The organism is Candidatus Pseudothioglobus sp. Uisw_086 (genome assembly GCF_048085745.1).
In the GTDB taxonomy this organism is placed as follows: Bacteria; Pseudomonadota; Gammaproteobacteria; order PS1; family Pseudothioglobaceae; genus Pseudothioglobus.
The window spans coordinates 822123-838630 of record NZ_CP159803.1 but is presented as its reverse complement, the minus strand read 5'-3'; the positions used below and the strand labels follow the sequence as shown (position 1 = coordinate 838630).

Annotated in this window: 16 protein-coding genes; 2 read left to right on the top strand and 14 right to left on the bottom strand. The window is 37.1% G+C overall.

The window, feature by feature from the left end; genetic code table 11:
- Positions 1-22: 22 nt before the first annotated feature.
- The 3 genes from ABXT49_RS04170 to hemH form a co-directional block, all read right to left on the bottom strand.
- Positions 23-508, bottom strand: coding sequence for an FKBP-type peptidyl-prolyl cis-trans isomerase (locus ABXT49_RS04170; RefSeq protein ID WP_416653468.1), 486 nt, complete (start codon positions 506-508; stop codon positions 23-25).
- 140 nt (positions 509-648) lie between these two features.
- On the bottom strand, positions 649-1491 hold the full coding sequence (locus ABXT49_RS04165; protein WP_416653467.1) for a TIGR01777 family oxidoreductase: 843 nt from the start codon (positions 1489-1491) through the stop codon (positions 649-651).
- A gap of 4 nt (positions 1492-1495) precedes the next feature.
- Positions 1496-2527 carry a ferrochelatase gene (gene hemH, locus ABXT49_RS04160; protein ID WP_416653466.1) on the bottom strand — a complete coding sequence of 344 codons (1032 nt, stop codon included), beginning with the start codon at positions 2525-2527 and terminating at the stop codon, positions 1496-1498.
- 128 nt (positions 2528-2655) lie between these two features.
- On the opposite strand from hemH, the gene ABXT49_RS04155 reads away from it, so the two are divergent.
- On the top strand, positions 2656-3024 hold the full coding sequence (locus ABXT49_RS04155; protein WP_416653465.1) for a sirohydrochlorin chelatase: 369 nt from the start codon (positions 2656-2658) through the stop codon (positions 3022-3024).
- A 38-nt stretch (positions 3025-3062) separates the two neighbouring features.
- On the opposite strand, the gene glk is transcribed toward ABXT49_RS04155, so the two are convergent.
- The 10 genes from glk to ABXT49_RS04105 form a co-directional block, all read right to left on the bottom strand.
- Positions 3063-4067, bottom strand: a complete 1005-nt coding sequence (gene glk, locus ABXT49_RS04150) for a glucokinase (protein WP_416653464.1) — start codon at positions 4065-4067, stop codon at positions 3063-3065.
- Between the two features lie 3 nt (positions 4068-4070).
- On the bottom strand, positions 4071-4406 hold the full coding sequence (locus ABXT49_RS04145; RefSeq protein ID WP_416653462.1) for a cupin domain-containing protein: 336 nt from the start codon (positions 4404-4406) through the stop codon (positions 4071-4073).
- A gap of 95 nt (positions 4407-4501) precedes the next feature.
- Positions 4502-5257: a 6-phosphogluconolactonase gene (pgl, locus tag ABXT49_RS04140; protein WP_416653461.1), complete on the bottom strand. Its 756-nt coding sequence runs from the start codon at positions 5255-5257 to the stop codon at positions 4502-4504.
- Positions 5211-6674 (bottom strand): glucose-6-phosphate dehydrogenase, encoded by a 1464-nt coding sequence (gene zwf / locus ABXT49_RS04135; RefSeq protein ID WP_416653460.1) that lies wholly within the window; start codon positions 6672-6674, stop codon positions 5211-5213. Before zwf ends, pgl begins: the two co-directional genes overlap by 47 nt.
- Before the next feature lie 2 nt (positions 6675-6676).
- Positions 6677-8104 carry a decarboxylating NADP(+)-dependent phosphogluconate dehydrogenase gene (gene gnd, locus ABXT49_RS04130; RefSeq protein ID WP_416653459.1) on the bottom strand — a complete coding sequence of 476 codons (1428 nt, stop codon included), beginning with the start codon at positions 8102-8104 and terminating at the stop codon, positions 6677-6679.
- A gap of 136 nt (positions 8105-8240) precedes the next feature.
- On the bottom strand, positions 8241-9710 hold the full coding sequence (locus ABXT49_RS04125; RefSeq protein ID WP_416653457.1) for a family 1 glycosylhydrolase: 1470 nt from the start codon (positions 9708-9710) through the stop codon (positions 8241-8243).
- Positions 9711-9742: 32 nt separating this feature from the next.
- Positions 9743-10828 carry an ABC transporter ATP-binding protein gene (locus ABXT49_RS04120; RefSeq protein ID WP_416653456.1) on the bottom strand — a complete coding sequence of 362 codons (1086 nt, stop codon included), beginning with the start codon at positions 10826-10828 and terminating at the stop codon, positions 9743-9745.
- Positions 10829-10846: 18 nt separating this feature from the next.
- Entirely contained in the window at positions 10847-11755 is a 909-nt protein-coding gene (locus ABXT49_RS04115) for a carbohydrate ABC transporter permease (RefSeq protein WP_416653454.1), read from the bottom strand.
- The gene (locus ABXT49_RS04110; RefSeq protein ID WP_416653522.1) at positions 11748-12575 is read right to left on the bottom strand and encodes a carbohydrate ABC transporter permease; all 828 of its coding nucleotides are present in this window, start codon (positions 12573-12575) and stop codon (positions 11748-11750) included. The genes ABXT49_RS04115 and ABXT49_RS04110 overlap by 8 nt, the downstream gene beginning before the upstream one ends.
- Positions 12576-13167: 592 nt before the next feature.
- The gene (locus ABXT49_RS04105; protein WP_416653452.1) at positions 13168-14409 is read right to left on the bottom strand and encodes an ABC transporter substrate-binding protein; all 1242 of its coding nucleotides are present in this window, start codon (positions 14407-14409) and stop codon (positions 13168-13170) included.
- Between the two features lie 203 nt (positions 14410-14612).
- Between ABXT49_RS04105 and ABXT49_RS04100 the strand changes: the two genes are divergently transcribed.
- Positions 14613-15644 (top strand): LacI family DNA-binding transcriptional regulator, encoded by a 1032-nt coding sequence (locus ABXT49_RS04100; RefSeq protein WP_416653450.1) that lies wholly within the window; start codon positions 14613-14615, stop codon positions 15642-15644.
- Between the two features lie 2 nt (positions 15645-15646).
- On the opposite strand, the gene ABXT49_RS04095 is transcribed toward ABXT49_RS04100, so the two are convergent.
- A complete protein-coding gene (locus ABXT49_RS04095) occupies positions 15647-16507 on the bottom strand; it encodes an aldo/keto reductase (protein WP_416653448.1) in 861 nt (286 codons plus the stop codon).
- Position 16508: the final 1 nt, after the last annotated feature.

The following is a 16508-nucleotide window of genomic DNA, read 5'->3' as shown; positions in this document are numbered from 1 at the left end:
GTCCGCTAAGAGTCATATTTATTTAGTGGGAGTGTCCGCCAGCAGAGTGCGCATGTCCATGAGAAACTTCCTCTTCCAATGCATCTCTAACGTCTTCAATAGAGACTGAGAAGTGAAGAGTTTCTCCAGCCAAAGGATGGTTTGCATCAACAGTAATCTTTTCGTCATCCAGCTTAATAACAGTCACAACAAAAGGGTTTCCATCTTGGTCTTGAGATTGGAGCTGCATCCCAATAGTTACCTCATCAATTCCTTGTAGGGCAGTTCTTGGAATTTCTTGAATTGCATCATCCATTTTAAGGCCATAACCCTCTTCAGGCTCAATAGAAACCTCAACCTTATCACCTTTCTTTGAGCCCTCTAAAGCTGTCTCTAGTCCTGGAATTATGTTTCCATGACCCTGTAAAAAGTCCATAGTTTCTTTGCCTTCAGACGAGTCAATAACGTCTCCCACATCATTCTTAAGGGTGTAATGCATTGAAACGACTTTATCTTTAGTTACTTTCATATCTTCTCCAAAATTTAATACAAAAAAAAGACCCTCCAAGATGGAAAGTCTAAAAGTAATTCTTTGTTACAGGGTGAATCTCAATATTATATTTTATCATATACCAAAGAAACTTCAGGCCAAAGCATTAAAAAATCTTACTAAGTAAGATCATCCATTGCACTCTTAATATCTGGATAATCAAAAATGAAGCCTTCCTCAAGTATTTTTTTTGGGATAACAGATATACTCTCTGTCAATATTTGTGAGCCACTTCCAAAAAGTAGTTTTAACTGCCATTCCCAAAGCGGCACTAAAAATGGTCTTTTTAAAGCACTAGCAAGAGCCTTACCCAATACCTTTTGAGGAATAGGCTCTGGCGCAGTAATGTTATAGACACCATTAGCTTGTGGATTATTTAAAATAAAATTAACAGCTCTTACAAGATCTTTTATGTGAATCCAAGAAAAACACTGGTCTCCACTTGCAATTGGGCCGCCTAATCCAAAAAAATAAGGCCAATAAAGCTTCATAAAAGCGCCTCCACTCCTTGAAAGAACAACCCCAAATCTTAAAATTATGGTGTCTTCTGAAATTGACTTTGCAGCGCTCTCCCATGCCACTGAAAGCTCAGCAAGATAACCCTCGCCTCTTACACCACTCTCAGAGTGAGGGCTTCTACAATCTGATTCAGGATAAAAACTAACCCCTGAAGCGCACATTACCCTTGGCTTGGTTGTCATCATGCTTATTGCTTTTGAGAGCATTTGAGTTGTATCAACCCTACTCTCCCAAACTTCTTTTAGATGACTCTTAGTCCATCGCTTTGCAATAGTCGATCCAGACAGTTGAATAACAAGATCACTATCTTTTAATGACGATGACAAAGTATCTATAGATTTGAAAGCACTTCTATTTAAGCACTGAACTTCATGACTAGCTGAAAGATTTTTTGCAAGCGCATTACCAATCAATCCCGAACCACCAAAGATGACAATCTTCATCTTATTACATCCACCCTACTGCATTTTTTAGTAGAAGCTGTGTTAGGAATTCGATATGGTCTTTTCTGTCATTAAGCGCTGGAATGTAGCCAAATTTTTCACCACCTGACTCCATAAAGTAATCATGGTTTTCCTCACTAATCTCTTCAATCGTCTCAAGACAATCTGCGGAAAAACCAGGACAGATAACTTGAACATTTTTCACGCCTTTGGCTGGAAGTGCCTTTAATGTTTTATCAGTATATTCCTTCATCCATTCGCCAGCTCCTAGTCTAGATTGGAATGTCATAGTATATTCATTAGGCTTTAAATTTAACTTAGAGGCCAAAAGAAACGTAGTTTTGCAGCACTGACATGGGTAGTTATCTCCCTTATCAAAGTAGCGCTTAGGTATTCCATGGTATGACATTAAAAGGAGATCGGGCTTACCATGAGCTGCTTGATATTCTTTAACACTATTAGCTAAAGCTTCAATATATAAATCTTCTTTACTGTAGCTACTAATAAACCTTAAGTCAGGAACATTTCTCCAGTTCATCAGTTCTCTAGCAGCTGCATCAAAAACTGAACCAGTTGATGCCCCAGCATATTGAGGATATAAAGGTAAGATTATAATATTATTACATCCCTGAGCCTCAAGCTCGTTTAGTGCAGATCCCATTGATGGATTTCCATAGCTCATACCTAAAGACACAGCAAACTTACCAGGTGCAAGCTTTTCAAGCTCTATTGCTATTGCATTTTTTTGTTTTTTTGCAATTGATAGAAGCGGTGATCCTTGACCATGCGTATCCCAAACAGTTTGATAGGCCTTCGCTGATTTTCTTGGTCTTAAGTTAAGAATTACCCCATTTAATATAATTTTCCAAATCCAGCGAGGAGGAGGAGGCTCAATAACCCTTGTATCTGATAAAAACTGTCGTAAATAAGGCTTAACTGCCTTCTTCGTAGGTGCATCAGGGGTTCCCAAATTAGACAAAAGAATCCCAATTTTTGCCTCACTTGCAGATTCGTGTATTGAAGTACATTGGTACAATTTAGTCTCTCAAATTTATTTTTTCAAGGTGATAAGATACCCTATAAAGTGCCTTTCACTGTAAAACATGTTATCTATATCTATTGTGGTTATTTACATATTATGACTTTCATTATTATATAAAAAATATGCATATATTATTACTAGTTGCCCACGGCAGCAGAAGAGAAGAATCAAACATTGAGATTGCATCTTTATCTAATAAAATTTCGACATTAGAACCGAAAGAATTTGATAAAGTAATGCCAGCCTTTTTGGAGTTCGCATCACCCTCTATTCCAGAAGCAATTAAAGAGTGCACTGAAGTAGGCGCAACTAAAGTTACAATATTGCCTTATTTCCTATCTGCCGGGGTTCACATCACAAGAGATATACCTAATGAGATTACTGAGGCCTCTGAGGGTAGTCCAGGTCTAGAAATTAACGTGGTAGATTACTTTGGATCAAGAGATGAAATTGCTGAAATTCTAATGAAGACTGCTCTAGATATTAAATAAGCTTGATTTTTTTATGCGCCAAGGCAGCAATATAAATCTTAGACTTTAAAGCCTTTTTGCATCCAGTAGTTATTGATTTCGTAAACGGTGCCGATGAGGCCCATGTTTTTCTTTTTAGACAGGTACACTGGAATATCTTCAAGAACTGGCTGGAGTCTTCCTTTACTCTCAAAGCTTTTTTGGAAGTCACTTTCAATAAATAGATCTAAAAAATTTCTAACCAGATCGCTTGTAATATAAACGCCGCCTAAAGCGCCAACTGTTAAGGCCATACTCCCCGCGACTGAGCCAAAAATTTTACAAAACATTTGAATTGTTTCATCAGCAATTGGGTCAGCTCCAGCATTAACTGCAGTGGCAGTTATCTCAGAGGGTGTTGTATATATTCTGTCTTTACCATTGATTTGGCAAAGCGCCACATACAGATTCATAATTCCAGGGCCAGATAGAATCCTCTCTACGGCAACATGGCCAAACTTTTTAGCGAGTAACGTTAATATTTCATATTCAATACTAGTGTTTGGTGCAAAATCAGAGTGACCACCTTCACCTGCAATTGGAAGCCAGCCCGCAGGAGACATGATTAACCCACAAACCCCTAGCCCCGTTCCTGGGCCTATAACCAACCTTAATTTTTCTGGTTCAACAATACCTTTATTTAAAGTAATAACTTCGCTATCAGTAAGAGTTGTGGTTGCAAATGCTTGGGCTGTAAAATCATTAATCCATTTGATGGTCACTCCATTTAAAGTTTTAGCGACATCTGACTTGTTTATAGTCCAGTGGTTATTAGCAAGCTTAAAAACATCTAAATGAACCGTACCAGCAGTAGCAAAGCATGCTGAAACAATGTCAAACTCTAAAAACGAAGATATGTAAAAACTGATTGCGCTCTGAATGTTATCAAAATCTTCACATTTAAGGCTCTGGATGTTTTCGATGTCTGACGTGCCAGGAGCCACAAGAGCAAACCTTGCATTAGTTGCGCCTATATCACCAACCAAATTATAAGACTGCTTGCTGATGGTTACAGTCTCCAGCAATAGTTAGGTTTTGTAAACATTTTCTCGATCTCCATCAAATATGCAAACCATATACAAATCAACCTCGCCCAAATTATGAACGCGATGAAAAACACCATCCTCAATCAGAACCATATCGCCACCCTCGATTAGTATAGTCTTATCATCAAGATCCATTTTTCCACTTCCACTCATAATCATGTAAACCTCTTCTTTGCCAGCATGGCTGTGGCCCTTTGTTGATTTACCAGCATGAAGAGTTGTTGAGCTAATTACAAAGTTATTTAGTGAGGTGTTATCCTTAAGAATATAAGTTTCGTTATCTTTAACTACTTCGCCGTCAATATTATTAATTTTCATAAGTAGGTTTTAAATTTAATTATAAAGCACATTATTATCCATTGCTTTTTCAAAAAATAAAGTGCATTATGGCAGACAACTTAAAATAAAATTATTTAAGGACTCCAGTAGATGCTAAGTCCATTTTCTAAAAAAGTATAGATTGGCATTTTGCTTAAGTCTTTATACTCCATTGCGCTTTCTAGTGTGTGGAGCTTGCTAGATCCATTCAGATGTAGAAAAACATTTTTAGCATCAATAATCACCCTTGCAGTAAGGCTTAAGCGCTCATAAGGCGCAGTTTTTGGAGAAGTTGAAATCAAGCAGTTTAAATTATTTAGATTCATCGCCTCAGAAAGCTCATCTGAGCAAGGAAAAAGAGATGCAGTATGTCCATCAGAGCCCATACCTAAAACAATAACGTCAAAAGGAAGCGTGATATTTTTTAACATTTCTTCACTATTTTTTTGACCATCTTTAGCTGTTTTAGCGTCATTTTTTAACGGAATAAAATTGACCTTGGATGCTTTATTTTTTATAAAATGCTTTCTCACAAGCAATTCGTTGCTGTCAGCATTCTTAGGGTCAACCCATCGATCATCAACTAATGTTAAATCTACTTTTGTCCAGTCTATATTCAATAGCGAAAACTCTTTAAAAAGTGGAATAGGCGTACTTCCTCCAGAAACAGCGATACTTGCACGACCTCTTTTTTTGATTGCTTCAGCTAAAATTTCACCAATACTTTGAGATAAATCTATAGCCAATGATTCACTATTATTTGTACTATAAAAGTCAACACAATCGGGTAAATAATAAGTTTTACTACTCCTCATGCCATTCATGTCCATTGCTCTGAATAAGTTGCTCACTCTCCTTGGGTCCATTAGTTCCCGCAGGATAGAAATACAGTTCTTGATTTGATTTTTTGTGCGACTCTAAAGCATTATCACACCACTGCCAGGCAAGCTCGACCTCTTCCTTACAGAGAAATAAACTCTGATTACCATTGAGAATATCCATCAAGAGACTTTGATAGCCGCTTGGAATATTGAGTAATTTTTGAGTTTTTATAAAATCTAGGCTCATAGGGTCAGATCTTAAAGTTGAGTGCTTATCAACGCCATGGGGCTTAGTAAAAACCTGCAAAGAGATACTTTCAGAAGGATGCAAACTGATAATTAAGGTGTTACCTTTTAAACTTTCACTGTCTTGATCAAAAATATAGTGCCCATCAGATTTAAAATGAATAACAATTTGCGTCATTTTACTTTTCATTCTTTTGCCAGTTCTTAAGTAGAAAGGAACCCCTTTCCATCGCCAGTTCTGTATTTCTGCCTTAATACTTACAAATGTCTCTGTGTGACTAGTTATATCTGCGCCTTCTTCATTAATATAGCCAAGTTTATTTTTACCATTGGTATATTGCGCAGAAACAAAATTTGACTCCACTTCGTCCTTATTAATCGGTCTTAAAGCTTCAAGAACCTTAACCTTCTCTGAGCGAATACTCTGATCATTAAGGCGATTGGGTGGCTCCATTGTTATTAGGCATAGCAACTGAAGAAGATGGCTTTGCACCATATCCCTTAGCTGCCCCATTCCATCAAAATAACCCCAACGGTCCTCAATACCAACAGATTCTGCGGCAGTTATCTCAATATAATCAATACCCTTACTGTTCCATTGACTTGAAAACAAAGAGTTTGCAAACCGAAGAGTGATAAGGTTTTGCACTGTTTCTTTGCCTAAATAATGATCAATTCGATAAATTTGAGACTCATTAAAGTGCTTTAAAAGCTTGGCATTAATATCTTTAGAAGACTCAAGATCATACCCAATAGGTTTCTCAACAACAATTCTGCATGAACTGGTTATTATTTGTTCGCTATTTAGACCATCAAAAACACTTTCAAAAAGCTTTGGAGAGATTGCTAAATAGTAAGCGACTGGCTTACTCCACTCCTTAAGACTTAAGCTTAATTCTTGGTAGCTATTAGGATTCTGAAGATCACAGCAACAGTAATCAAAGCGACTCAAAAGCTTAGAAATAATATCAACGTCTAAGTACTCATCTGATACATTAGTGCTTAGAGCATCGTTTACTTTTTCTTGGAACTGAATCTTCGTTAGCTCCTTCCTTCCAACACCCAAAATCTGTAAACCATCATCAAGCTTATGGTCGCGCTCTAGATAATACCAGGCAGGTATTAACTTACGAATAGATAGGTCCCCTAGGGCCCCAAAAAGCACAAAGCTTTTAATTTTTATAGCAGCTTCAGGCTTCATAATTAATTGCCCTTGATCCACTCAGTATGAAAAAATTCACCTTTTTTTGCATCTAGTCGCTCATAGGTGTGGGCACCAAAATAATCGCGCTGAGCTTGAAGTAGGTTAGCTGGCAGTCTCTCAGTCCTGTAACCATCAAAATATGACAGAGAGGAGGTCATTGCAGGTATTGGCACGCCATGACTAATTGCTAATGAGCAAACTCGGCGCCAGCCATCTTGAGATTTATTAATCTTATCTTTAAAAAAAGGATCTAGTAATAAGTTTTGCAGCTCAGAATTAGCGTCATAGGCATCTTTAATTTTAGTTAAGAAAGCTGAGCGAATGATGCAGCCTCCGCGCCACATAAGAGCAATACCGCCGTAGTTAAGATTCCAATTAAATTCTTTAGCTGCTTTTGTTAGTAAGGCGTATCCTTGGGCATAAGAAACAATCTTTGAAGCATATAGTGCATCATGAATATCATTGAGAACTTGCTCCTTGTTACCTTCAAAAGCATGGCTTGGGCCACTTAACAACTTTGATGCCTGGATGCGTTCTTGTTTAATGGATGAAAGGTATCTTGAAAATACCGCTTCTCCAATTAAAGTAAGAGGCGTGCCAAGTTCAAGGGCAACCGTTGCAGTCCACTTACCGGTTCCTTTTTGACCTGCCGCATCTAAAATATTATCAACAAGATAAGTCCCGTCCTTATCTTTAAATTTAACTATGTCTGCAGTGATTTCGATTAGATAACTACTAAGTTCACCCTCATTCCACTTTTTGAATACTTGATGCATTTCATCGTTCGACATATCCAAGACATCTTTCATGATTTGGTAAGCTTCACAAATAAGCTGCATGTCACCATACTCAATGCCGTTATGGACCATTTTTACAAAGTGGCCAGAGCCATCTTCACCTATCCAGTCACAACAAGGCTCGCTACCCTCAACCTTGGCTGATATTGCCTGAAATATACCTCTTACTTCAGGCCAAGCAGATACTGAGCCTCCTGGCATGATTGAAGGGCCCTTTAGAGCACCCTCTTCGCCTCCAGAGACGCCAGCACCAATAAACTGAAAGCCTTTGTCTTCTAGCTCTTTAGTTCTTCTAATAGTGTCGGGGTAATGAGAGTTGCCACCATCAATAATAATGTCGCCTTTGTCAATTAGAGGAATAAGTTTATTAATGTAATTATCAACTACTGAACCTGCAACAACCATAAGCATAATTTTACGAGGCTTTTCAATTGAACTTACAAACTCCTCAAGATTAGCGAAACCAATAATATTATTACTCTTTGATCTATTGTTGATTAAATTATCTATTTGTGGAGACGTGCGATTATGAACAGAGACTCTGTAGCCATTACTCTCCATATTCAAAGCAAGACTAGATCCCATTACACCAAGCCCTATTAGGCCAATATCCGAATGCAGTTTATTCATAAAATCGCTAAAAAAATATTTAAAGTAGAATGCAAAAACTTTCTAAATTTTAAACTATGAGATTTTTTAATTTGTGTCAAAGTGTCACAATTTATTACCTTTAAGGTTATATTTATACGCAATATTTAGACTATTTCTAAGCCAATAATCCTTGTTTCCGAGCCTTTAAAAATTCCTGGAACTTAATGGCACTTTGCTTGAGCGTTCTTTTTTGAGTTTCATAGTCAACATATACAATACCAAAGCGCATTTTATAGCCCTCTGCCCACTCAAAGTTATCCATAAGGCTCCATGCAAAATAACCTCTAATATCAACCCCTTTGTTAATTGCTTGATCGACCATAGACAAGTGATTTTGGTAATAACGATAACGCTGCTCATCATCAACCACACCATCAATTAAGTGGTCATCTACTGCAGCTCCATTTTCAGTAATATAAATCGGTGGCAAGTTGTATGTTTCATGAAGATCCGTTAACAATTTAAGAAGCGCATCTGGATGGACTTCCCAGCCAATATGAGTTCGCTCTACATCTTCTAAATCAACATTCATATAGTGAGAATTTTTTTGATTCATTAGCTTTTGTAGCTGCTCTGCCTTAGTGTCCTCAGCAGAAACATCATTGAACTCTTGAACACGAGCCTCTGCACGCTCAAGTTTTTTCAAAATAGTATCAGAAACCTTTCCTTGTCTTCCGCTCTCAACCATACTTCGAGAGTAAAAATTTACCCCCAAGAAGTCAATTTCTTTACTAATAATAGCCATATCATTCTCTTCAATAGTCGGCATTACATCAATAAAATGTTGGAATACAGATTCAGGATACTTCCCCTCCATGATTGGCTTAATGAACCAATGGGAATGCTCATCGTCTGCAAACTTTGCAGCTTCGATAGCGGAGTCATCGACAGGATAATTAGGCGTAAAGTTTAGTACTATTCCATGCTTAGAGTTGGCGGCATTTTTTCTTAATATTGGCATAGCCAAGCCATGAGCTAATAGCAAATTATGGCAAGCCAAAAAACCAGATTTATCACCTACAATACCTGGGGCATGGATCCCATAACGATAGCCATGATAAGCGCTACACCACGGCTCATTCAAGGTAACATAAAAATCAATTCTATCGCCAAAATAGGAACTCACAACTTCGACATACTCAGCAAATTTAGTTGATGTTTCTCGGTTTAACCAGCCACCCTCATCCTCTAAATATTGAGGTAAATCCCAATGATAAAGTGTAGCCATTATTTTAATATTTTTTTCTTCTAAGGCACTGATTAACCTATCATAAAAATCAAGCCCTTTCTGGTTAACGCTCCCATCAAGTTTTATAATACGAGGCCATGCAATTGAAAGTCTATACGCATCAACCTCTAAAGAAGAAATTAAGTCAACATCTTGCTGATATAAGTTGTAATGATTGCAAGCAACATCGCCATTATGTTGCTTATAAACCTTACCTGGTGTAGCGCAAAAAGTATCCCAAATTGAAGTGCAGCGCTCATCAACGTTTGTTGCGCCTTCAATTTGATAAGATGCAGTTGCAACACCAAAAAGGAATTTAGGGTCATTTAATTGCGAATCTTTAGGAAATTTATACATAAATATATCAACCTATATAATATTAAAAAAAATTACAGCCTATCTTCGCTCTCAAAGTCAAAGATAGAAATATGAAGAGGATCGAAACCTAAGTTAATTTTTTCGCCTATATTTATAACTTTATTTCCGTCAACAGTAAATCGAAATTCATGACCATTAAAATGTGACCAAACAAGTGTATCGGCGCCCATAGGCTCTATAACCTCAACGACTACATCAAAATTAACAGGCATACTTTTATTGCCGTCATTAACCACTATATTTTCGGGCCTTACTCCTAGCCACACAGGCCTTTTGTCCTCAACAATTGTTTGAAAATTATAGCCACCTAATTCAAATAAAGTATCGTCAATTTGAAAGCTTACATTGTCCTTGTTATTAATCTTTCCTTGAAGGAAATTCATACCTGGAGAGCCAATAAACTCTGCAACATATTTATTAATAGGAAAATTATAAATATTTTTTGGGTCATCCAATTGTAAGACCAGCCCGTCCCTCATAATTGCTATACGATTCGCTAATGTCATTGCTTCAATTTGATCATGTGTTACATAAATCATCGTATTATTTAATTTTTGATGAAGCCTTTTAATCTCGACTCTTAATTCTGTTCTTAATTTAGCATCTAGGTTAGATAAAGGTTCGTCGAATAAAAAAACGTCAACGTCTCTTACTAAAGCTCGCCCTATTGCCACGCGTTGACGCTGACCTCCAGAAAGTGCTGCAGGCTTCCGCTTTAAAAGATCCTCAATTTGAAGGATCTCTGAAGCATTCTTGACTCGTCTATTAATCTCATCTTTAGCAAGTTTTGCATTTTTTAAGCTAAACGAAAGATTACCTTCAACCGTCATTTGCGGATAAAGCGCATAGGATTGGAATACCATACCAATACCCCTCTGCGCTGGCTCAAGCCAAGTAACATTTTGCTCATTGATAAAAATCTGACCATCCGTAACATCCAGCAAACCTGCGATGCAGTTAAGCAAAGTTGATTTACCACAACCTGAAGCGCCTAAGAGAACTAAAAATTCTCCTTTTTCAATCGTTAAATTAAGGTCTTTAAGAACCTTAACATCACCAAAATTTAGTGAAAGATTTTTAATTTCTATGCTATTCATTTTTTAATTATCCTTTTTTTAACCTTTAACGGCGCCTGCAGCAATGCCGCGCACGAAGAGCTTTCCTGAAATAAAGTAGATAGCCAAAGGCACCAGACCGGTCAATAAGGTAGCAGCCATATTTACGTTATATTCTTTAACTCCTTGAACTGAATTCACAATATTATTTAGCTGAACAGTCATTGGATAATTTTCTGGTTTTGTATAGATCACACCAAATAGAAAGTCATTCCAAATTCCTGTCACCTGCAAAACAATAGCGACGGCAAAAATTGGCAGCGACATCGGCATCATTACTCGGAAATATATCCCCCAAAAACCTGCTCCATCAACTCTAGCTGCTTTAAAAAGTTCTTCAGGAATGGTTGTGAAATAATTACGAAATAATAACGTTAAAATAGGCATTCCAAAAATAGTATGAATAAGAATTAAGCCAGGTAATTTTGTATAAAGCCCCAAATCACGCAGCAATATTACAAGTGGATAAATCATAATCTGATAAGGAATAAATGCGCCAAATATTAAGATTGTAAAAAATAGATTGGCCCCCTTAAAACGCCAGTTTGCCAAAGCATAACCATTAATTGATGCAATTACTATTGATACAAAAACTGAAGGAATAGTTATCTTTACTGAATTCCAAAAACCCCTAGATAGACCGTCGCAATTAAGACCAGTACAAGCCTGCGCCCATGCCTTTACCCAGGGCTCAAAAGTAACCTCAATTGGAGGTGAAAAAATATTACCTAGACGAATTTCGGGCATCCCTTTTAATGAAGTAACAATCATCACATAGAGAGGAACTAAGTAATATATGGCGACAAATATAAGCGTCCCATAAAGAATAATATTTCTTCGACTTAGCATCTTGCGTGGTTTTGGCCCTCTAGGGCCATCTGTAATTTTTACATCTGAAGAATTAGGCATTTTTACGTCTCCCAAATTCCAAATATGTAAATGGAATTAATACAATTAAAACAGAAACTAACATCATGGTTGAGGCGGCAAAGCCTTGAGCTAGATTTTGTGCGCCAAACATGTAGTCGTATACATATTTTGCAGGGACCTCTGAAGAAATTCCTGGTCCGCCTGAAGTCTGCGCAACAACCAAGTCATATACTTTAATAATTCCAGCAGCAATGATAACAAGTGTTGTAATAAAAACTGGGCGCATCATTGGAATGACGATTTGAATATACGTTTTCCACATTGGAATACCGTCAATTCTTGCAGCCTTCCATATTTCTTGATCAATGCCGCGAAGACCAGCCAACATAAGGCACATGATAAACCCTGTACCCTGCCAAAGTCCCGCTGCTAGAATTCCATAAATAACAATATCCATATTGTAAAGTGGGTTAAACACAAATGAATCAAACCCTAACGATCGAACAATTTTTTGAACGCCATAATCTGGGTTTAAAATCCATTGCCATACTAGTCCTGTAACAATAAAACTAAGAGCAAATGGGTATAAAAAGATAGTTCTAAAAGTATTTTCAAATCTTGTTTTTTGATCCAATAATGCCGCCAACATAAAGCCAATTAATAGAGAAAAAACTAAAGAGCAAACGCCATAAATAGCTAAATTCTCTATAGACATGTACCAGCGATCAGAGTTCCAAAGTCGTTCGTACTGTGCAAGTCCAATAAACTCACTTTTTGGAAGCATGCGGCTATTCGTAAACGAATGATAAACCGTCCACAAGGTTGCTATAACGAAAACGCCAACGGCAGTAAACACCATAGGTAATGCTGCAATTTTGCTAGACAAATTATGAACAAGGGAGCGCTCAATAAATCCTGGACGCTCTAATTTAGAATCTCTGGATCCAACGATAAACAATATCAAGGCAAATAAAATAAATACAACTGTCGCAAATAAAGCAAAAGGCTCAAACGTATTCCAAATCTTTCGATACTCCTTAAGGGCTGGAAACACTAACTGAGTGCTTTTTTGAGCAAATGACCAAAGCGCTGTTGAGAATGTTGCTGCAATAAGCCAACCCACTGCTCGGTTGCGAAGTCGATTCGTAATAATATCAAATTTACCTGCTTTAAATCCAATCCAAATTACTAAAAGGAGGGATACAAATAATATTAGAAACTGAAGACTTTGAAGCAATTGAGGTTTAATACCAACAATAGTCATGATTAATAATGCAAAGGCCAACATAATTGAACCAATAAATAATCTTTCAGGATGAACTTTTGTAAGCATAGGTATTAATATAATTTACACGAAAAACGGTTAAAAAAAATTATTAGAAACTAGGGTTATCAAATAAAGAACTGCCGAGCCCCTAGTTAAGCTCGGCAGCTTTTTTTTTATTTAATGCTTAGTCAGCACTTGCAATGATCTTAGCATATTTAGCTTGAGCATCCTCAGCACTCATATACAAATCACTCCAAAATGTTGTCATCAGTTCATTAATCTGATTGCTTGTATCAGGTGAAAGAAGAATATCTCCTGAAGGCAGAACATTTCCACCACCAAGAATCTTCAAACCTTTCTGCATACAATCATTCGCAGTTGACATATCAATGTCACCACGGATTGGTAGCGAACCTTTTTTCAGATTAAAAGCAACTTGAACTGCTGGAGATACAAGAAGTGCAGCAAGCTCTTTTTGAGCTGCTTCGACATCCGCATCATCCTGAACTGGGAAGTAAAAAGCGTCTCCTCCAGTGTCCAGTATTTCACGATTTCCTAAACCAGGAAGACATGAATAATCAGTTCCAGCAACAGAGCCAGCTACGCTAAACTCACCTTGTGCCCAGTCTCCATGAATTTGACCACCTGCTTTACCAGTTATTACTAGATTAGTAGCCATATTCCAGTCACCAACGTTTGATCCAATAGCCATTTTACGAGCATCATCAAAAGCCTTCCATACACGAGCATATTCAGAACCACCCGCAACTGTAGCGTCTTTATCGCGATTAACTGCGTACCAAGCATCTTCACTAACTAGTGCTGTAGCTAATACACCAAAAGTTAGGCCAGTTTGCCATCCCTGCTGACCTTGGGCCAAAGGAACGATTCCATTAGCACGAAGTGCAGGACCTGCAGCCACAAACTCATCCCAGTTTGATGGAACAGCTACACCAGAACTTTCATAAGCTTCATGACTTAGCCACAACCATTGAGCTGAGTGAATGTTCACAGGCGCACAATAAACACGACCATCAACAGTACATGCATCTAGTAAATTGCTTGGATAGATAACATTTCTCCAGTTATTTTCTGAAGCAACATCAGTTAAATCCAAAAGTAGTCCAGCTTCAATTAATTCTTCAGCTTGACGTCCATGGTTAAGTTGAGTAGCTCCCATTGGCTCACCACCAATGATTCTACTGATAATAATAGGTCTTGCAACACCGCCTGAACCGGCAATCGCCCCATCAACCCATTTGTTACCAGTTGCATCAAAAGCTTTAGCAAGCTCTGCAACAGCATTCGCCTCTCCACCTGATGTCCACCAGTGTGTAACTTCTAGTTCAGTTGCTGATGCTACATTGACCACACCTGTTATAAGTGCAGTTGCAACAAGAGCTGACCTTTTTATCATTTTTCTCATAGTCTCTCTCCTAATTTTAGTTAAAATACAAAAAATATTCCATAAGATAGTAAATAATGGAACCGGTTCCAATTATAAATAAATTAATTAATCACTTATGTGTCAAAGTGTGTCAAATTGTAATGTTTAATATCAGAGTTTAATTTGAAAAATAGCTTACAATTAACTATAAAATAGGATTTATCGATAAACTATGAGTTATTATGGCAACAATTAGAGATGTAGCAAGGCTAGCCGGTGTTGGAATTGGAACTGTTTCCAGAGTACTGTCTGAGAATGGATCTGTTTCTCAAAAAACCCTCACAAAAGTTAATGATGCTATGGCCGCACTTAATTTCACACCCAACAGCTCGGCGCGCGCATTGTCCTCAAAAAAATATAACACAATTGGTATTTGGGGCACTGAAACTTCTGGCGAGCTTGACAGGAAAACTCTTATAAAAATTGAACACGAGCTTGAGCCATTTAATATCAAAATAATTGTTACTGATGGTGATAAAAAATCTACGAAAAACAATACTCATAATAGCTCTCAAACAACACACAGAAAATCTATTGAAAATATTTTTAGAAGCGGTTGTGATGGCTTAATCATATGGGGATCTGACATTCCAGATCTTGAGATTATTCAAATTGAAAATGAATACCCTAACATCGTCCTACTAAATAATAAAATTGACCTTTTGCCAAATAAATGCTTTACTTTTGACCATTATCAGGCAGGTTATTTTGCAGCTCAAAATTTAATTGATAATGGTCATACAAAAATTGCATGCATCACTGGTTGGCTTGATACTGATGATGGAAATCTAAGGCATCAAGGTTTTTTAGATAAACTTAAAGATAATAATATTGACATCCCAAACACTCTAATTTTTGAGGGAAATTACACTTTCCGGAAGGGTTATGAAGGCGCATTACATTTATTAAATCAAAAAACTCCCTTTACTGCTATTTTTTGTGGAAATGATCAATCTGCGATGGCAGCAATTTCAGCATGTACAAAGAAAGGATTTAATGTGCCAAATGATATTTCAATTATGGGTTACGATGATATGAATATCGCATCCTATACCTTGCCCCCATTAAGTACTATTCAAATGCCTTTTCAGAAAATGGCTGTTTCTGCAACTAGGCGTCTATTAAATTTATGCTATAACTTAGATCTTGAAGTTAATTATGATTTTCCAATTAAACTAATTAACAGAGAGAGTGTCAGAAATTTAAAGGATTAAGTCTAATCCCAAGGATACAACGATTCGTTAGATTCAAGATTTGGCACGAGTCTTTGGTTCCTTTGCAAACCAAAAATTTGCTCCATATCACTTTCATCAAGATTGAAGTCATGAATGTTGCTATTCTCTTTCAATCTTCCTAGATTTGCAGTCTTTGGGATTGCAACTGCATTTTGCTGAATAATCCACCTTAATGCAATTTGTGCAGGAGTTTTGCTATATTTTTCTGATAAATTAATAATTACATCATCTTTGGCAACATCACCACGGCATATTGGGCAATAAGCAACTGGAATAATATCTAGGCTCTTCATTGTATCAAGAAGTTTAGATTGTGAGAGAAATGGGTGATACTCCACCTGATTGCAAAAAAGATCATTAAAGCCGAGATTTACACATTCATTTAATAAATTGGAATTGAAATTTGCAACGCCGATTTCTGTTGCTTTTTGACTCGCTTTAATTTCATACATTATTTCAAGCATGTCTCCTAAATTTGTTTCAAATTTTGGCCAATGTATTAGTAATAAATCAACATAATCAGTCTTTAAATCTTCAAGGCTCTTTTCAAGTGATTTAATAATATTTTTATTTTTTAGTTGAGGTCCTTGCCCTCCTGAAGGAGTCCAACCCAGAGTATTAATTTTTGTTGCTAAAAACAACTCAGCTCTATCAACTCTCGAGTCAATGATTCCAGCACCCACTTCAGATTCATTTTCATACATTGCTGCAGCATCAATATGACGATAACCTAAATCCAATGCCTCTGAGACTACTCTTGAGCATTCACCTTGCTTAAGGTCCCAAGTTCCCAAACCTAAAGATGGGATATCAGTGCCAGATTTTGAGAGTTTTTGATACATA

What these genes read in the sequence shown, in the direction of transcription:
- ABXT49_RS04105 (WP_416653452.1), bottom strand. Translation starts at nt 14,409, where the DNA reads ATGAGAAAAATGATAAAAAGGTCAGCTCTTGTTGCAACTGCACTTATA.
- ABXT49_RS04170 (WP_416653468.1), bottom strand. Translation starts at nt 508, where the DNA reads ATGAAAGTAACTAAAGATAAAGTCGTTTCAATGCATTACACCCTTAAG.
- ABXT49_RS04155 (WP_416653465.1), top strand. Translation starts at nt 2,656, where the DNA reads ATGCATATATTATTACTAGTTGCCCACGGCAGCAGAAGAGAAGAATCA.
- ABXT49_RS04125 (WP_416653457.1), bottom strand. Translation starts at nt 9,710, where the DNA reads ATGTATAAATTTCCTAAAGATTCGCAATTAAATGACCCTAAATTCCTT.
- ABXT49_RS04165 (WP_416653467.1), bottom strand. Translation starts at nt 1,491, where the DNA reads ATGAAGATTGTCATCTTTGGTGGTTCGGGATTGATTGGTAATGCGCTT.
- ABXT49_RS04115 (WP_416653454.1), bottom strand. Translation starts at nt 11,755, where the DNA reads ATGCCTAATTCTTCAGATGTAAAAATTACAGATGGCCCTAGAGGGCCA.
- zwf (WP_416653460.1), bottom strand. Translation starts at nt 6,674, where the DNA reads ATGAAGCCTGAAGCTGCTATAAAAATTAAAAGCTTTGTGCTTTTTGGG.
- ABXT49_RS04095 (WP_416653448.1), bottom strand. Translation starts at nt 16,507, where the DNA reads ATGTATCAAAAACTCTCAAAATCTGGCACTGATATCCCATCTTTAGGT.
- ABXT49_RS04145 (WP_416653462.1), bottom strand. Translation starts at nt 4,406, where the DNA reads ATGAAAATTAATAATATTGACGGCGAAGTAGTTAAAGATAACGAAACT.
- ABXT49_RS04100 (WP_416653450.1), top strand. Translation starts at nt 14,613, where the DNA reads ATGGCAACAATTAGAGATGTAGCAAGGCTAGCCGGTGTTGGAATTGGA.
- ABXT49_RS04120 (WP_416653456.1), bottom strand. Translation starts at nt 10,828, where the DNA reads ATGAATAGCATAGAAATTAAAAATCTTTCACTAAATTTTGGTGATGTT.
- gnd (WP_416653459.1), bottom strand. Translation starts at nt 8,104, where the DNA reads ATGAATAAACTGCATTCGGATATTGGCCTAATAGGGCTTGGTGTAATG.
- ABXT49_RS04110 (WP_416653522.1), bottom strand. Translation starts at nt 12,575, where the DNA reads ATGGTGTTTACTGCCGTTGGCGTTTTCGTTATAGCAACCTTGTGGACG.